Genomic DNA, 17894 nt, shown 5'->3' with positions numbered 1-17894 from the left:
ATTTATATTAAGGAACGGGAGAAGACAGAATATGGCTATTAAAATGGTATGGACGACCCTTAGAACGAGTGCAATATTGTTTATTATATGCTGCGTTATATATCAGCTTGTAATTACAGGCATCGCGCAGCTTGTGATGCCCCATCAAGCGTCAGGTAGCTTGATCTACAACAGTAAAAATCAAGTGATTGGCTCCGAATTGATCGGACAGCAGTTCAAAGACCCACAATTTTTCCAGGGACGTGTATCCAGTGTCGATTACAACGCCAACGGCTCCGGTTCCTCGAATCTGGCGCCATCTAATCCAGCGCTGATGGAACGCATGAAGGCATCTATCGAAGAATGGAAAAAGCAAAACCCGGATGTGCCTGTATCCTCGCTGCCTATGGATCTGATTACGAACTCGGGCTCCGGTCTTGATCCTGATATTAGCCCGTCTGCTGCGATGGCGCAGGTGCCACGCATCAGTAAGCTGACTGGAGTTTCGCAGGACAAGCTGCAAGCCTTGATCACTCAGAATACGAATCCACCACAGCTCGGGATGCTGGGGGATTCAGCCGTCAATGTGCTAAAGCTGAACATCGGTTTGGAACAATTAAAAGCGGGCTCTAGCTCATGAGTACGTTCAGACGCAAGTCGCCTGAAGAGTTGCTCGACATGATTACCCGCCTCAAACAGGGCAAACTAAAAATCTATATCGGAGCCGTTAGCGGCTCCGGTAAAACTTATCATATGCTACGTGATGGTCAGCTGCTCAAGCAGGAGGGACTGGACGTAGCATTATGTGCTGTCTCCACCTTGCAGCGGCCGGAGACGGTGCAGCAGCTTGGCGACCTGGAGCGTATCCCAAGTATTCACTGGATGAAGCAGGATGCCGAGGGTCAGGAATGTGAGCAAAAGGATTTGAATGTGGAAGAGATTTTGCGTCGTAATCCAGAGGTATTGCTCGTTGACCATCTCGCTCATCGTAATCGTCCTGAAGCAGAGCATGCAACACGCTGGGAAGATATCCAGTATTTACTGCGTAAAGGCATTAGCATTATGGTTACAGTCAATGTGTATGAGCTGGAGGGAGCAGCACAGCTTGCTCGTCATTACCTCGGACGTGAAGTCGAGTGCACTGTACCTGAGGATGTATTGGTACAGGCAGACGAGGTTCGTCTGATCGATGTGACGCCAGAGGTTATTTTGCAGCGTGATCTGGCAGGGCATTTGAATGGTAGCACAGATCGTGCTTATTTTGAGCGTGGCAATCTGGCGGTGCTGCGTGAGCTAGCGCTACGAACCGTTGCCGAAGGTGTCGGCGATCTGCTGGAGAAGCATCGGGCAGAGCAGGGATTAACCGGGCCGAGTGGTACCGCAGAGCGTATTATGGTGCTGGTGCAATATCACTGGAATGGCTCGATCTACATTCGTCGTGGTCAGCAGATTGCCCGCCGTCTGAGTGGCGATCTGCTGGTCGCTTCTTTTCGTAATCGCGGAGTCAAGCTGACGACGGAGGAACGTACCTTTAAGCGTGCATTTCGTGAGCTGACCGAGCAGATCGGCGGTGTATTTGAAGAGATTCTAATTCGCTCACGCTTTTCCTTGTCCAGGCAAATGGTCAATTATGCACGTGAGCATCAGGTTACGCGAATCGTGCTGGGACATTCCCGTCAAAAACGCTGGCAGGAGCTTATCAATAGCTCGATTGTAAATGGACTGCTCCTGCATACGCGCCATATCGATATTTTTCTGATGGCAGATCGTGCGGAGCAGGAGGGCGAGCGGATTCTACCTGCGCGTACATCGGCAGTGAAAAAGCCAGAAACGTATCGTCGTCTGCCATCCGATGAGATCAAGCGTCAGATCGAAAGTATTAAGCGTGGCACATTTAAAGTATATGTAGGTGCAGCACCCGGTGTGGGCAAGACGTATACGATGCTGCGCGAGGGCAGAGAGCTGCTGCGCCAGGGGATTGATGTGGTGATCGGCTTGCTTGAAACCCATGGGCGCAAGGAAACGGCGGAGCAGGTGCAGGAGCTACCACTTATCCCACGCAAGCGTATTTTGTACAGTGATCGACAGCTGGAGGAAATGGACGTAGATGCGATTATCGCACGTAACCCAGAGGTGGTGCTGGTGGATGAACTGGCACATACGAATGTTCCGAGTAGTCGTAATACCAAGCGCTATGAGGATATTCGTGAGCTACTGGACGCAGGTATCTCTGTGATTTCCACCGTAAACATTCAGCACTTAGAAAGCTTGAATGATGCAGTGGAGCAGATTACAGGCATTCGCGTACGTGAAACAGTGCCCGATTCTATTTTGCATCTGGCGGATGAAGTGGAATTGATCGATGTGACACCGCAAACGTTACGACAGCGCCTGAGTGAGGGCAAGATCTATGCAGCTGCCAAAATCGAGCAGTCTCTGAATCACTTCTTCAAGCTGGGCAATCTGATTGCACTACGAGAGCTTGCTCTGCGGGAGGTTGCGGACGATGTGGACGAACGGCTTGAATCGTGGGAGCGTAATACATCGCTGCGCGGCCCGTGGCGCAGAGAAGAAGTCATTTTTGTCGTCGTTAAGCTGGATCATGAAGCAGAACGCCTGATTCGGCGCGGCTTCCGTACAGCCTATCGTCTCAAAGCCAGGTTAGTCGTGACTTATATTCATGGTGGCAACGAAGGCACAATGACGGAGGACGAACGCATGAAGGCAGAGCGCCTTTTGAAGCTGACACAACGATTAGGTGGAGAATTTTACATTGAATATCGTGCAGGTCGGATGAGTATGAAGGAGCTTGCAAACCATATTAATGAGCAAGCCACACGTCATGGAGCAACACAGATGGTGATCGGACAATCAAGTACACCACGCTGGAAACGCTGGGGACGAGAATCGATTTTGAAAAAGGTACTGCGTGGAGCGCGGAATATGGACGTACTGGTCGTAGCTGACAGGGAGTAAGGCAATTGTGCTGCCCTGTAGCTACGGCTTTTTCTTTTTGTTAATAAGAGGTGGTATTAGCAATGAATCCTCATGAAACCTTATGAGAACTAATCAAACCAATCAAACTAACCTAACTACACCAATCCAACTACAACAACCAAACCAACCAAACATGGCTGTACATTCCCAACTAAATGCTCTGCATTCATGGATGCAATGCAGAAGCCACACCTGAGATAGCTCCTGTATTGATATCCTCTAAAGCATGATGATCGTCCAGCGAAATCCAGTGAATAGTAAAGCAAAAACGCGTTCCACCATTCTGCTGAGGCTCGATCCAGATCGTGCCACCCATTAGCTCTACCAGACATTTACTGATTGCCAGCCCCAGCCCGGTGCCGTCCTCATGCCGGGTAATCGGATTATGCAGCTGATGAAATGGTTGAAATAAATACTCTAGCTGCTCCTGTGGAATTCCAATCCCGCTATCAGTCACGCTAAATTGCAGTAAGCCGCCCTCTGGCGTAGCGGAGCTAGGCGTTACAGCAATGTGTATATGACCCTGTAGGGTGAATTTGATCGCATTACTGAGCAGATTCAACAACACCTGACGCAATCGCTTGCTATCACCTTGAATCATCTCAGGCACCTGCGGATGAATGGATAACGATACATGCAAGCCCTTTTCACTTGCTTTGACCAGCATCATATCCAGTACCTCGCCCATCATAGCCGCAATATGAAGTGGCTCATATACCATTTCCATCTTGCCTGCATCCATTTTGGCATAATCTAAAATATCATTAAGCATAAGCAACAATGTACGTGTGCTCTTATCGATAATGCGTACATAAGCGAGCTGCTGCTCATCCATACCATCAAGCTCCAGCAATAGCTGAGACATCCCAAGAATGCCATTCATCGGTGTCCGTAGCTCATGGCTCATAATCGATAGAAAATCTAATTCTTGATATAGTCTGGGCGTAGAGGTATCTACTGTAGGGACTGCTGGCGTTGATGGTGATGACAATATAGGTGCCTGGGATAACATGGATGACATCGAAGCCACCAAATCGGATTGTGCAGCTGGCAACTCAGCGTTAAGATGAGCAGGGATGGGATCGGCAACCATTCCAGTGTCAGACGATGAATGAGCGATAAAATCAACCGTTTCGTCATCATGGAGCACAGAGAGATACTTCATAATACGTAGCAGGGTAGCAGCAGATAACTGATTACCGTCACAAGTATATACATAGTGAATAGATGATGAATCCAATTGCGAACAGGTCTTTTGCTCATCGTATTTGTTGTGAGGGTTCTCAGCAGTCGATGGCGGATTAGAACTAACAGCAGCAGTAGAAGCAGAAGTAGAAATAAAAGTTGGATCGTTCACTATATTATCTGTTGATAGAGAGTTACCAGGCGCTACTGCTTGTTCAGTTGCTGGTATAGATGAAAAGGAAGCATTAGTAAGTGAATCTGATGATAACGAAGGTTTCTTGAAGGAGATTTCTTGCTGTTGAGTTTCTATAGTGGGATTGATCGTCGGTGATAGCGAGGCATCAGATAATGAGGATAGCCAGCTCATCATTACCTCGTTACTGAGCTGCTGCCATATATGAACAGTTTTCCCCTGTGCAAGTGCCAGCTGAATGCAAGGCATAGCTTCATTCGGTAAAGGGGGAGTGATGAAACGAAGGCAGTTATCCTCTGTGATGTCGGTTGCTGGTGGTTGAATCCATGATTGAACAGTAGGAGGTGTAGAAAAAGGAGGAACTGTTACATTCGTAAACGCAGTTGGAGCTTGAAGCGATAAAGCAGGAACTACTGACGTTTGAGCATGCTTATCATGCAGTGCGGGTGAAAATACAGGTATATATTGAATGCGCTGAAGTAGCTCAGGCGAGAGGTCAAGGCATTCCAGCTCTTGCTCCAGTAAACAGAGTGCAGGGAGATGGTCGATCAGGATTAATTGACTAGCTTCACTATGCTGTAACCAGGATAGAACATAAGCGAGCATACGCTGAATATAGATAGGATGGCTTTCATAGACGTAGAGTCTAGCGAGACTCGATGGATGCCAGCTGGCATTCCGATTCATATGTGGATTGGTCATTGTTCACTCCAGACGACAGCTTCCCAACACAGAAGCATGGTCGATTGATGGGACGTGCCCGACAAAGGATCAATTAATCATATCGTTAAGTTTTTTAGTTAAATCATTTAGATAAGCCATTTAGATAAGTGATTAAATATATCCTAATTCTGTTGTATACTAAAAAACCAAAAAAATCCAGCCATCCTAACTATATTTTTAGCATAAACAAACTATTGTGACCTATTGTTAACAATTAGCTACTACGATTGCCACGCTTAATCGCAATATTTCCGGATTCCGAATACGCATCAATATGCGATGATCCTGTTACTGTGGGATGTGGTATCTGTGTCTGCCCGGTTACTGAACGCGCCTTATAGCTGCCTGCAAAAGAGGCATTAGTAGCAATCTCTACATCAGCAGAACGCACCTTTACATTAATATTATGAGAGCCTGCCAGTGCAAGCTTCACATTACCTGAATGAGATTCAATACCTGCATCTCCCACCAGCTGATCGATCTCTAGCTCACCGGAGCCTGTAGCGGTATGAATATTGCCGATCGCTTTGCCAATCTGTAATTGCCCTGACCCGCTTTGTACAGTAAGCTTGGAGCCATTCCAGTCTTGAATCGATATATCGCCATCCGAAGTGGTTAATTCAGTATCACCCAAAAGCTGCTGTGCTTTGATGCGTCCAGAGCCAGCCTGTACACGAATCTGCCCTGCCTGCACATGATTCAAATTGGTCTGCGCCGATTTTAAGCGAAAGCTTGCAAGCTGTAGACTATCCGGTCTGGCTAGCTGTACCGTAATGTACTGCACATGATGCTGAACACGTGGCTTGACCAGCTGCCAGCTACGCTGCTGTGTACCAAGATGCAGCTGCAATACGCTCCCTTGTAGCTCGGTTTGTTGAAGCTGCTTACTCACATCAGGGATAACGGCACCCTTAATCGTCACATGATCCTGACCATCGGTACTCGGTGCAAAATCAACTGCAATCTCATAATCCGATTGAATATCCAGCTGCTTCATCGTCCCCGCAGCGAGCTTCCAATCCTGCGCGTAGGCTTGATTTCGAGGTGGATCGCCTAGCTGTAGCGTGTCTTTTGCAAAAGCAGCTAACCCCAGCAATCCTGCTCCCATTAGCCCGATCCAGATCCATTTTTTCAAGCTGCTCCACCTCCGTATCGGTATAAATGATGTGTATGTATCGTAACATTCACGTTGATGGAATGCCAATGGCACGTGCGTATTTAAGCGAGAAGGGAGAGGTAGGCTATATTCCGAATGTAATAAAAAACCTCTACACTCTAATAAAATAGAGGTAGAGGTTCAATGATATGAATATTGCGTAATTAGACATCTATTACTGAACTACGATGATATTAGTAGCCTGCGTTCAAGCCAACATTACCAAGCAAAGCATTGGTGTATTGACCGATTGTTGTATAGTTTACCGTAGTAATTTCAGGCTGTTCCGTACGCAGACCGTTATACAGATCAACCACATGGCTGGTGCTAAGGTCTGGATTCAATACAGGGATAACTGTTTTGCCATTTGCCTGTGCTTCCGTTGTAGCTACGATACCGTCTTTGCCATAGACTGCTTCAGCAGTCAGATCAGATGCAACCACTGGCATAATGAAATCCACCGAAGCGCTGAATGCTGCTACATTTGGACTCGTACCCTCTGTATTCGTTACATCTGTCTGTACGCCGATTGGCAATGCAGGCTTGATTGCACGAATATCATTGCTTGTTTCTTTAATGTAAGCAGCGAGTTGATCAGCTTTCCAGCTGTTCCATTGTGCCACTTTGTTGGCATTGTCGCTCTTCGTAAAATCCAATTTTTTTGGATCAAAGTTGTTTGTAGCACGGAAGCTTGTGATTGTGTTGGTATTCATATCCACACGATTCGTATCAAAGTCCATACCGCTCAGTACAACACCATCAATATTATAGTTTGTTACGACTTCTTTAACGATCGAGCGCTCGTAGTTTTGTACATCCTGTTCAAATGGATTTACATAGTATTGGCTACCATTTTGACCGGTGTACGTACTGATTCGACCACTATCGTCGATACTGCGCATTTGCCATGTCGAGTTACGATCCATAGCTGCTTTGTCCTGGAATTGTGGAATCCATGCGCGAACCTTGATACCGTATTGATGAGCCTGCTCAATGACTGTCGACAGTGCATCAAAGCCGTCATAGCCAGGAGCTTCTTTTACGATTTTGCTATCATAAAAAGCATAGCCAGAATTTCCGTTCACATCACTGTCTTGCTTCACACTCATATTGATGACCGATACATGATTGCGTGCCGCATTTATAATGAAGGAGTTAACATCATCAGCATTTTTGAAATTAGCTTCCGTTTGCACGGTAATTTCATTAGCGATTGGTGTTACGGCAACAGGTGCTTCGGTAGTGGCAGCGTTAGCGGATTGCCATGGAAGCAGGGATACTGCCAGCAGGGCAGCGGAGAGCGAGTAAGCGATTTTTTTCATAATAATCTCGATCCTTTCGTTGTACATATGAAGTTTGAATCCAGGTGTAGCTATGCAAAAGCGTCGTTCGTTTTTTTGCAACTTTACCATTATAGTATGAATAATGAATGAACGATAGCGACGTACAAGCACGACAAACAGCGGCGTTGACAGCAAAACATAACAAATACCGCAAATCCAGCCATTTGGCAGACGACAGCCTTAATTTCAAACTATTTTACGTGTTTTTATTAGGTATACTATATATTACGTTGGCTAATCAAAAAAGGTTGCACAATTTCTCGAAAAAAGTTGACGAATTTGAAAAAAATTTAGTTTTAGCCTTAAAAGTTATCGAAAACCATTATATGGCTTACAAAAGAACAACAACTAGAGACAGACAACAGGCAAAATTTCAAATTGCTGGCTGTTCATGTTAATGTATAGAAAGACCTGTAATCGTCATTACCCTTATTTGCCATTCCATGCAAGCTGGCTCGCTGCATACATATAGAAACAGTGAACGTCGGGAATGACTTTGGGTCACTGAATCAATTGAATTTCAGATTATTTTAAGACAGAAAGGAAGACATCATGAAGACATTCAAAACGCTTTTATCGATGAGCCTGCTATTGACGGCTCTAACTCCAGCGATAGCTGTACATGCGGCTAGCCCTGCTGCCTCGACCACAGCCTCCAGCCCAGCAGCTACATCAAACACAACATCAAGCACACTAGCAGCCACGACAAGTGCAACCGACACACAGCAGCCGGAAGTGAATAAGCAGTTTTTTGATCAGCAAAAATCGGCTGTTCTGCGCGATCTGACAGGAAGCGAGCCTGTGAGTAATGCCGCAGCGGATGAAATGTCGGCAGATCAGCTCCAACAAGCTGACTATACGTATATGACCGTAACTGGTGAAGTGTATAGCTCCAAGCGCGGTTATCTGGGCGCTGCGAAGCGTGACAATGACAATGCACCGGATAATACAACCAGTGTGACTCAATTCGATCCGAATAATCCGATTCCGGTAGAGCAGGTGAATGGCGGGAATACGGGGGCATTTGAGCGCAGACAACTGGGCTTTGAAGGCTTCGACAGTATTACTTCTGATATTACACTGCCTACAGTAAGTGGTCTCGGACAAGGCGAGCAGCCGTGGGTATATTATGGCTTTGATGCAGAAAGCGGTAAAGCGATCGAAGCAGGCTATTCCTATCAAACGGGTACACATCGCTGGTTGCCATACATTCGCTCCAACGGCTTCTATTATGGCGATTCCAGTGTGCAAAAGTATGATACGAATCAGGTGAAAAATGTAAAGTTCTATCTGGCGAAAACGGTGAGCAGCGATACGTACTATAATGCCTACTTTGTTGTCGACAATACACAGGTATTGATCGCGCCTACAAAATGGACAGATAGTGACTCCGATTCCACATCGGTGAAGCGCGTTACCTCCATTGCAAAAAAGGCATTCACTGGCTATGATATCGTCGGTAGTACGATGAATCAGCGTTATGAAAATGTACAGGTATCACGCTTCTATGAAGAACAGGGCTATCCGTGGTCACAATATAAAGAGTACACTGAAAATCGCAATGGACGCTGGTACGGCACGATCGACAATATGCCAAGCTACGTACATCGCGATTGGCTCAGCACTTCCATTTACAATGGGAATAATCAGTAAATCTAACGGATGATTGGTGTGAAGCTTTGATCGTACGATGATCAATAATAGTGTGGTTGATATAGATAATGCTCGTTCTAAAGGACGTTAGATGCGGCTAGGACGATGATTGAGATTCCTGTATGGAATGCAATGCTATTACAAAGTACAAAATAAAACGGACACTTCTGGTAGGGATGATTGTAAAATCAATCCGCAGGAGGTGTCCGTTTTATCTTTTGGAGCTGTCTTTTAAACTACCAGGTACGCTAGTATATAAGAGCGATTTGAAAGGGGGATGTGCTGTTTATCGGCTCTATTTTACGAATGCCTGACTGTTGCTTAGCCGCCTTTAACAAGAAGAAATGAAATGAGTTTCTTCTATATATAATAAGTTATATTACAGCATCCAATAGTATAGTATCTACTATTTGCTCTAGGTACTTCGGAAATGATCGTACTCTTTAAGAGCCTGCTTCAATTAACTCCAAATGCACATCCACCGTATCGGTTTCCTTTTCCAGGCGAGGGATTGATGTAAAGTAACTATGCACACTCGCCTGAAAATGCACCTCATACTCGGGTACGCTCACTTCAACGACAGGCTGATACAATGTTGACGTAACGTCATGGTATTGCTGTCCACCTGTAATGACAAAGTCAATCGACAGCAGCTGGCGTTCCTTACCATCAGCCGATGATTGTTTTGTAAGCTCATAGCTTGAAGCAGCTAAAGCAACATCATTAATGAGAACGGTCGTTAGCTTGTTATGATCGGACATATACTATTCGCTCCTTTCTAAGCGTAGAAATATAGATAGTGGCTGAAAATGAGTAGTATATTTCAGCTAAAATGAGCAGTACATTGATTGTACCGTGGATTGATTGCTTCCATTCACCGTTAACCGTGTATAAGGAATATTAATCATGCCCGGGTGCTTAGAGTGTTGAGAAACGAACCATTTAGAACTAGCAGAATGTATGCCAGTCATTACATACAGCCGTCTATTCCTTTGACCAGCTTAGTAGGCTCACGCATCGATAAGCTGACCCTCCTGCACGGCTGCTTGCAGCCTATGAATCAGCTCTGAAATAGACAGCTGCTGCTGCTCGCTGGCGCTATGCTGACGTACATTAACCGAGCCAGATTGCTGCTCTTGTTCGCCAACGACCAGGATATAAGGCACTTTTTGTTGCTGAGCTTCACGCATTTTATAGCCAAGCTTATTACTGGAGCCATCCACTTCAGCACGTAAGCCTGCCTGAGCTAACATCGATTTGACCTTCAATGCGTAATCCTCATAATGACCGGATACAGGCAGTACTTTGACCTGTACAGGTGCAAGCCAGAGTGGAAAGGCACCCGCATAATGCTCAGTCAAGATGCCAAGAAAACGATCGATCGAGCCATAGATTGCACGGTGAATGACAACAGGACGATATTTCACACTATCCTCGCCCACATACCATAGATCAAACTTCTCAGGCATTTGAAAATCCAGTTGAATTGTACCGCACTGCCAGCTTCGGCGAAGCGCATCAAGGATATGGAAATCAATCTTCGGGCCATAAAAGGCACCATCACCTGCATTGATCCGGTAGTTTACACCTCGCGATTCCAGCACATTTTGCAGTGCCTGCTCTGCCTGATCCCATAGCTCTTCCGAGCCCATATAATCCTCCGGTCTTGTCGACAGCTCAATCTCATATTCAAATCCGAACACCTTATACATATCGTCGATCAGCTCCATTGCGCGTGCAATCTCGGCCTCGATCTGCTGTGGTCGGGCATAAATATGCGCATCATCCTGGCAAAATGTCCGTACTCGCATCAAGCCATTCAGCGCCCCGGAAAATTCATGTCGGTGCACCTGTCCGAACTCCATCATCCGCATAGGTAGCTCACGATACGAACGCAGTTCATTTTTATAAATCAGCATATGCCCCGGACAGTTCATCGGCTTCAAGGCAAAATGCTCGTGATCTACCTCGGAAAAATACATATTGTCTTTATAATGATCCCAATGCCCGGATTGTTCCCATAGTTGCTGGTTCATCATAAATGGAGTCCGCACCTCCTCATAGCCCCGCTGGAGCTGCTGTTTACGAGAAAACTGCTCCAGCTCTGTACGAAGTAGCATGCCTTTCGGTAAGTAAAAGGGCATTCCCGGTGCTTCATCTGAAAACATAAACAATTTGAGCTCGCGTCCAAGTCGGCGATGATCTCGTCGGCGTGCTTCCTGTAACCATTGCAAATGCTCGTCCAGCTCAGCGTGATCTGTAAAAGCCACGCCTTGAATGCGTTGCAGGACTTGACCGGATGAATCTCCACGCCAGTATGCACCCGCCACACTCATTAAGCGAAAGGCTTGCAGACGCTGGGGAGAGGATAAGAGTGGCCCATGTTCCAGAGCTACATAATCGCCTTGCTGGTAAATGACAACAGACTCTATTCCTTGAGCGATCTCATTCTCCAGTTGCTCGGCTTGATACGGCTGCTGCGCCGGATGAAATAGCTCTTGCGCTTCAGTATGCTCGATGACGCGTCTTTGCAGCGGTTGCTGTTCCGATGCAATCTGCTTCATCATTTGCTCAATCGCTGGTAAATCCGCTTCAGACAGGGAATGCTTCAACTCCACATCATAATAAAAGCCTTGCTCTGTTACAGCCGCGCCGCCAAACTTTACCCCATCGACGCCATATAGACGTTGCACCGCCTGACCGAGCAGATGAGCCGCACTTCTACGATAGATGGCAGAGCTTGCTTCATGAGCAGGAGTAATAATTTCGAGCCGAGCATCCGAAAGGATGGGAGTGCTGATGTCAACAAGCTGTCCATTTAATAGACCGGCAACAGCACTTTTCCCCAGTGCAGGACTAATCGATCGTGCAATCGAGGCAATGGATTCACCCGCAGGATAGAGACGTATAGAGCCGTTAGGTAGCTGTACTTGAATTTCATCAGATGCAGCAGCGGAATGAATATCTTCGTTGGAGTGATTAACACTTGAAGCAGAAGCATGAGCATGAGGTGCAGCAGAAGGAGACTGTGGCTTGAATGGAGCATTAGCAGATGGATGCAGATTTGACATAGATAAAACCTCCAATGATGTAAAGTGAATAGAAAGCGCAAAAAAGCACACAGGTCCCAGCAGGGACGAGTGCGCTTGGCTCGTGGTTCCACCCTAGTTCAGCCTGACGTTCCAGCGAAATCTGCATAGCAGTGTTCACACCGGGAGCGTAGGCCCTCATTGGCATCCGGTAACGAGGATGAGTCGGTAATTCCTAATCATGTGGACGGAATCGCAACATCGAGTGGTAGCTGAATGGCAGAATAGATAATGATGCGGGGAGTAAGAACTGCATAAGTCTGGGACCAGACACCTTAGGCAGTCGCTTACTAACAGCGGCAATCCAGCATCTATTCGTTATTCCATCATACCGTCAAACGATTCATCTCAAGTTCGGGATTACAGCTACAGAGTGGTAATTCCTCAACCGTTAACTGGAAAAGCTCGCAGCAATCGCTCTTCTCTCTGAGCAGCACAGCAGGGAATCTTGTCTCCGATCATCGCCAAAATGTGTTATTGGTTCTCGATTATAGGAGCCATTTTGGAAAAGGTCAAGAGGGGGAATGGAATTTTTTGTTTGTGTTTCGTATTTATCAGGTATTTAGCTGTAAATAGTTAAGACAGATAGGAAGTAAGACTTTACAATGATGAACCATATAAGAGGTCAAGGGATATATTCCTGTATATTAGAAATTAAAGCTAAAAATTCTAGAATAAATATCGCATTATACCATTTTTCAAATGCTTTGAACCATAGTAGAAACCACCTTTTCAGCCTATAGTTGGGATATACCAATGTTCAGGGAGGCTGAAAGTAAAATGAATAAAATTACATTCCTCGGTGCGGGCAGTACGGTGTTTGTGAAAAATGTATTGGGTGACGTGATGATGACGGAAGCCTTGCAGGACTTTGAATTAGCGCTGTTTGATATCGATCCAGAGCGTCTGAGTGATTCCGAGCGCTTGCTGACAAGTATGGCAAGCTCGCTTGGAAGTCGTTGTTCTGTAAAGGTGTATCATGATCGGAAAGAAGCATTGCGCGGAGCGAAATACGTGATCAACGCGATTCAGGTCGGTGGTTACGATCCTTGCACTATTACAGATTTTGAAATTCCGAAAAAGTACGGTCTGCGTCAAACGATTGCCGACACGCTCGGTATTGGCGGTATTTTCCGTAATCTGCGTACAATCCCGGTCATGCTCGATTTTGCACGCGATATGCAGGAAGTCTGTCCGGATGCGTGGTTCCTTAATTACACTAATCCGATGGCTGTGCTGACGAATGTGATGAATGTACATGGCGGTATTAAAACGGTCGGTTTGTGTCATAGTGTACAGGTGTGTGTACCGCATCTGTTTGAAGCACTGGGGATTGACCAGACGGGCGTTGTGGCTAAGGTGGCGGGCATCAACCATATGGCATGGCTGCTCGAAGTCACGCGAGATGGGCAGGATCTGTATCCAGAGATCAAGCGCCTGGCACGTGAAAAGCAAAAGGAGCAGCATGACGATATGGTTCGTTATGAGCTGATGCATCGGTTTGGCTATTATGTGACCGAGTCATCCGAGCATAATGCGGAATACCATCCATACTTTATTAAGCGCAATTATCCAGAGTTAATTGAACGCTTCAATATTCCACTCGATGAATATCCACGCCGCTGTGTGAATCAGATTGCAGATTGGAAGGAAATGCGCGAAAAGCTATTTGCCAGCGAAAATATTCAGCATACACGCAGCCGGGAATATGCATCGCATATTATGGAAGCGATGGAAACCGATCGTCCTTACAAAATCGGCGGTAATGTGATGAATACGGGCCTGATTACGAATTTGCCACGCGAGGCCTGTGTGGAGGTTCCATGTCTGGTTGATGGTTCAGGCATTAGCCCAACCTATATCGGCGATCTACCACCACAGCTTGCGGCACTGAACCGCACGAATATCAATACACAGCTGCTAACGATTGAAGCTGCCATGACAGGCAAGAAAGAGCATATCTATCACGCGGCTATGCTTGATCCACATACGGCTGCTGAGCTATCGATGGACGATATCGTTGCGATGTGTGATGATCTGATCGAAGCGCATGGTGATTGGTTACCTCGTTTCACTTCCTGATCTTATACCATACTATCCCATTGCCAATAAGGCTCCTTTCCTCAGCTGGAAGGAGTCTTATTTTGGCTATACAACGGAGCGTGTCTATGTACAGCTTCATTTGGTTCGATATTCGTGTGATGACGTTCTATATTACATTTTGTATATTATAATTCCCTCCTAAATCTAGGACGTGTCTGAAAACTCCCAATTATACTCTATTTCTTTGTACTTTTTGCTAAAGAGAATTTATATTTTTCTTTTCCAGTGTGAGTGATCTCCTAAGACGAGATTCAATGAAAAAATGATTTCCTAAGCCCAATAGCTTACCTTTTGACATATGGTTAAAAGGAGTATGCGAGTTGAACAGTATGCTCCATCGATTGAGTTTTTAGATACTACTTGGACTATGTACCATCTACGCAGTCACAATTTACGAAGTCAGTCATATAGCTCTAAAAGATCATGCTCATCACTAGTCAGCTAAAAACATCTTCATCATCTGCCATCCTGCTGCTAATCAATTAAGAGTATAATAGACAGCAGAATTACGATCTGGATCATGCAGGAGTATATCGTAGCCGAATGATCGATCATTTCAGTTTAAGCTATCGGACAAGCTTCGTATATTACACCGAAAGGTTGGATCAAGATGACACTTCAATGCGCTATTTTAGATGATTATCAGCAGGTGGCTTTACGGATGGCAGACTGGTCTGTATTAGATGGACAAGTGCATACCCGTATCTATTCGAATCCACTGGAAACGACAGAAGAGCTAATCCACAACGTAAAGGACTGCGAGATTCTCGTGATTATGCGTGAGCGTACGCCATTTCCGGCAGAGGTGCTGGAGCAGCTGCCGAAGCTACGTCTACTCGTGACGACAGGGATGCGCAATGCTTCGGTTGATATCGAAGCTGCCAAGCGACTTGGTATCACGGTCTGTGGTGCAAGAGGAAGAGGAGCCGCACCGACTGAATTAACGTGGGCGCTCATTCTTGGACTTACCCGCCATCTGGTTGCAGAGAATGAGGCCTTTCGCACAGGTGGAGCCTGGCAGACGACAGTAGGGATGGGGTTATACGGTAAAACGCTAGGCTTAATCGGCTTAGGTCATATTGGCAAGCGGATGGCACGGATTGCGCAGGCGATGGATATGCGCGTCATCGCATGGAGTCCCAACTTGACTGCTGAACGTGCGCAGGAAGCAGGGGTGGAGGCATGTACTACATTAAACGAGTTAATGGAGCAAAGCGATATCGTTTCTGTTCATATGGTACTAAGCGAGCGCACTCGCCATCTGATCGGTACAGAGGAGCTGGCACATATGCGACCTGGCGCGTATTTGATTAACACCTCGCGTGCAGGGTTGATCGACCAGACTGCGATGATCGAGGCGCTACAGCATTATCGGATTGCAGGAGCCGGGCTGGATGTGTTTGAACAGGAGCCTTTACCTGTAGATCATCCGCTGCGCTCGTTACCGAATGTACTGGCAACGCCGCATATTGGCTATGTAGCCGATGATAATTACCGTTCCTTTTATGAGGATGCGGTAGAGGATATTGTGCAGTTTTTAAAAGGAGAGCCTGTACGTGTGCTAGGAGATTAACGTGCTGGAACGTAAGTTGAACATTTACAATAGCATGGAAGCAATACCATTTTCGCTATCTGTGATGGATGATATCTATTTTGATAGATAAAAAAGATGAGCTTAAAGCCTCTCCTTTCACCATCCATTCAGCAAAGAGCGATGAAGCAAGTCAATTGATAAATTTATAAAAAAACATGATATGAAAAATTCATAATAGAAAAAAATAAAAATGCCGCATCTCATAACGAGCGTGCGGCATCTTACTATTTACGGATTTATCACCTATTTATCATACGTATAAAATAAAAAATCTCTAACCTTCGTATTAACAGCTTAACCCCACCAATCTCTACAAAATCGGAGATAACAAGCGAGCAAATGATTCAATCACCTTACGATACCACGGACGTGTTCTGTAGCCTTCCAGTGTCAGCACATCGCTATCCTTAATGTCCTGTAGGAATAGCTCTTGTAGCTCTGTAGCTGTTTTCGAATCATAGACGACTGCATTGATCTCAAAGTTCAGCTTATAGCTACGAATATCCATATTGGCAGTTCCGACCGAAGCGATTTTACCGTCGATGACCATTGTTTTAGCGTGGAGGAAGCCTTTGTTATACAGATAGCAATGAACATCCAGCTCCAGCAGCTCTTGTAGATAGGAATACGATGCCCAGTATACCATCGGATGATCAGGACGCTTAGGAATCATCAGAGACACCTGTACACCGGATAAAATGGCTGATTTGAGCGCGGTGATCATACTCTCATCAGGAATGAAGTACGGCGTTTGGATCATAACGCTTTTTTTCGCTTCGTAGATCATTTTGATGTAAGAATATTTAATCGTCTCCAGGCTGCTATCTGGCCCGCTGGATACAATCTGCATGCCAATATTACCTTCAAATGGCTTGGATACTGCGAACAGGGAATAATCTCGATCCATTGGTGTATTGAGCGCCAGATGCCAGTCGCGCAGGAAGTGAGTCTGCAACTGCAAAATAGCGGAGCCTTCAACGCGTAGATGCGTATCGCGCCAGTAGCCGAATTTTTTCACATGGCCAAGGTATTCATCACCTACGTTAAAGCCACCGATATAGGCGCATTCTCCATCAATAATGACGACTTTGCGGTGATTCCGGTAATTTACCTTGAAGTTAATAAGCGGAATACTAGGTGGGAAGAAGGCGGCTGCATGTCCACCAGCATCACGAAATTCCTGAAGAAACTTTTTATTAACCTTGGAACTACCCCACGCATCATATACGAGGCGAACCGTAAGCCCTTGTCTCGCTTTTTCGGTCAAAGCCGCCATGAGCTGTCGTCCGAGATCATCACGCTGGATGATGTAATACTGCATGTGAATGTATTCCTTGGCTGCTGCAATATCGCGGAACAGAGCATCGAACTTTTTCACACCATCGGAGAAGATCTGTACTTGATTGTCCTGCGTATACAGAGAGTAGTTGCTGATCAGATGCAGATGTACTAGCTCGTGATACTGACTAATCGAGGCATCGTTAAAGCGAAATTTTTTGTCCTCAAATTCGGCGCGTTGATCATTAACGACCGATTCGATGATCGAGCGGAATTCTTTACGTAACCGGAAACGTTTGACCCGGCTAAGATTTTGTCCGAGGAAGAGGTATACGATGAAGCCGACGATCGGGATGAATAGCAAGACCATCAGCCATGCCCAGGTTGCCCCGATATTACGTCGCTCCAGAAAAACAATGAATAATGCCAGAAATAAGTTGATTACGAGCAAAATCCAGGAAAAATGCGAATAAAAGTCCAACATTCCCAGCTTCCCACCTTATAAGAGTTGTCCATGAACAAATACACGGTACTACCAGCATATCAAAAATACCGCAATTGCACACTACATACCTATTCATACCCAAAACAATAGAGATAA

At 45.8% G+C, this 17894-nt stretch carries 12 protein-coding genes; 6 read left to right on the top strand and 6 right to left on the bottom strand.

Annotation, left to right across the window (positions count from 1 at the left end; genetic code table 11):
* Positions 1-31 precede the first annotated feature (31 nt).
* Together kdpC and IEX62_RS07760 are read left to right on the top strand one after the other, a co-directional pair.
* A complete protein-coding gene (gene kdpC, locus IEX62_RS07765) occupies positions 32-619 on the top strand; it encodes a potassium-transporting ATPase subunit KdpC (RefSeq protein ID WP_188774857.1) in 588 nt (195 codons plus the stop codon).
* Positions 616-2955 (top strand): histidine kinase, encoded by a 2340-nt coding sequence (locus IEX62_RS07760; protein WP_188774856.1) that lies wholly within the window; start codon positions 616-618, stop codon positions 2953-2955. Before kdpC ends, IEX62_RS07760 begins: the two co-directional genes overlap by 4 nt.
* Positions 2956-3142: 187 nt before the next feature.
* On the opposite strand, the gene IEX62_RS07755 is transcribed toward IEX62_RS07760, so the two are convergent.
* The 3 genes from IEX62_RS07755 to IEX62_RS07745 form a co-directional block, all read right to left on the bottom strand.
* Positions 3143-5056, bottom strand: coding sequence for a sensor histidine kinase (locus IEX62_RS07755; RefSeq protein ID WP_188774855.1), 1914 nt, complete (start codon positions 5054-5056; stop codon positions 3143-3145).
* A gap of 235 nt (positions 5057-5291) precedes the next feature.
* Positions 5292-6212, bottom strand: a complete 921-nt coding sequence (locus tag IEX62_RS07750; RefSeq protein ID WP_188774854.1) for a DUF4097 family beta strand repeat-containing protein — start codon at positions 6210-6212, stop codon at positions 5292-5294.
* Between the two features lie 215 nt (positions 6213-6427).
* Positions 6428-7555 (bottom strand): family 10 glycosylhydrolase, encoded by a 1128-nt coding sequence (locus IEX62_RS07745; protein WP_188774853.1) that lies wholly within the window; start codon positions 7553-7555, stop codon positions 6428-6430.
* 107 nt (positions 7556-7662) lie between these two features.
* On the opposite strand from IEX62_RS07745, the gene IEX62_RS07740 reads away from it, so the two are divergent.
* On the top strand, positions 7663-7974 hold the full coding sequence (locus tag IEX62_RS07740) for a hypothetical protein (RefSeq protein WP_188774852.1): 312 nt from the start codon (positions 7663-7665) through the stop codon (positions 7972-7974).
* 154 nt (positions 7975-8128) lie between these two features.
* Positions 8129-9229 carry a hypothetical protein gene (locus IEX62_RS07735; protein WP_188774851.1) on the top strand — a complete coding sequence of 367 codons (1101 nt, stop codon included), beginning with the start codon at positions 8129-8131 and terminating at the stop codon, positions 9227-9229.
* Between the two features lie 443 nt (positions 9230-9672).
* Here IEX62_RS07735 and IEX62_RS07730 read toward each other — a convergent pair whose 3' ends face one another.
* Together IEX62_RS07730 and thrS are read right to left on the bottom strand one after the other, a co-directional pair.
* Positions 9673-9990, bottom strand: coding sequence for a DUF3219 family protein (locus IEX62_RS07730; protein ID WP_188774850.1), 318 nt, complete (start codon positions 9988-9990; stop codon positions 9673-9675).
* A 249-nt stretch (positions 9991-10239) separates the two neighbouring features.
* Positions 10240-12300, bottom strand: a complete 2061-nt coding sequence (gene thrS, locus IEX62_RS07725) for a threonine--tRNA ligase (RefSeq protein ID WP_188774849.1) — start codon at positions 12298-12300, stop codon at positions 10240-10242.
* A 798-nt stretch (positions 12301-13098) separates the two neighbouring features.
* On the opposite strand from thrS, the gene IEX62_RS07720 reads away from it, so the two are divergent.
* Both IEX62_RS07720 and IEX62_RS07715 read left to right on the top strand, forming a co-directional pair.
* A complete protein-coding gene (locus tag IEX62_RS07720; RefSeq protein ID WP_188774848.1) occupies positions 13099-14400 on the top strand; it encodes an alpha-glucosidase/alpha-galactosidase in 1302 nt (433 codons plus the stop codon).
* 631 nt (positions 14401-15031) lie between these two features.
* Entirely contained in the window at positions 15032-15994 is a 963-nt protein-coding gene (locus tag IEX62_RS07715) for a D-2-hydroxyacid dehydrogenase family protein (protein ID WP_188774847.1), read from the top strand.
* Between the two features lie 331 nt (positions 15995-16325).
* On the opposite strand, the gene cls is transcribed toward IEX62_RS07715, so the two are convergent.
* Positions 16326-17777, bottom strand: coding sequence for a cardiolipin synthase (gene cls / locus IEX62_RS07710; protein WP_188774846.1), 1452 nt, complete (start codon positions 17775-17777; stop codon positions 16326-16328).
* Between the last annotated feature and the right edge of the window lie 117 nt (positions 17778-17894).

It is taken from the genome of Paenibacillus hunanensis (genome assembly GCF_014645615.1).
Taxonomy (GTDB): domain Bacteria; phylum Bacillota; class Bacilli; order Paenibacillales; family Paenibacillaceae; genus Saccharibacillus; species Saccharibacillus hunanensis.
The sequence above is the reverse complement of the archived record's forward strand: the minus strand, read 5'-3'. Positions and strand labels throughout refer to the sequence as shown.

What these genes read in the sequence shown, in the direction of transcription:
- IEX62_RS07735 (WP_188774851.1), top strand. Translation starts at nt 8,129, where the DNA reads ATGAAGACATTCAAAACGCTTTTATCGATGAGCCTGCTATTGACGGCT.
- IEX62_RS07740 (WP_188774852.1), top strand. Translation starts at nt 7,663, where the DNA reads ATGAACGATAGCGACGTACAAGCACGACAAACAGCGGCGTTGACAGCA.
- IEX62_RS07720 (WP_188774848.1), top strand. Translation starts at nt 13,099, where the DNA reads ATGAATAAAATTACATTCCTCGGTGCGGGCAGTACGGTGTTTGTGAAA.
- IEX62_RS07730 (WP_188774850.1), bottom strand. Translation starts at nt 9,990, where the DNA reads ATGTCCGATCATAACAAGCTAACGACCGTTCTCATTAATGATGTTGCT.
- IEX62_RS07715 (WP_188774847.1), top strand. Translation starts at nt 15,032, where the DNA reads ATGACACTTCAATGCGCTATTTTAGATGATTATCAGCAGGTGGCTTTA.
- IEX62_RS07745 (WP_188774853.1), bottom strand. Translation starts at nt 7,555, where the DNA reads ATGAAAAAAATCGCTTACTCGCTCTCCGCTGCCCTGCTGGCAGTATCC.
- thrS (WP_188774849.1), bottom strand. Translation starts at nt 12,300, where the DNA reads ATGTCAAATCTGCATCCATCTGCTAATGCTCCATTCAAGCCACAGTCT.
- IEX62_RS07755 (WP_188774855.1), bottom strand. Translation starts at nt 5,056, where the DNA reads ATGACCAATCCACATATGAATCGGAATGCCAGCTGGCATCCATCGAGT.
- kdpC (WP_188774857.1), top strand. Translation starts at nt 32, where the DNA reads ATGGCTATTAAAATGGTATGGACGACCCTTAGAACGAGTGCAATATTG.
- IEX62_RS07760 (WP_188774856.1), top strand. Translation starts at nt 616, where the DNA reads ATGAGTACGTTCAGACGCAAGTCGCCTGAAGAGTTGCTCGACATGATT.
- cls (WP_188774846.1), bottom strand. Translation starts at nt 17,777, where the DNA reads ATGTTGGACTTTTATTCGCATTTTTCCTGGATTTTGCTCGTAATCAAC.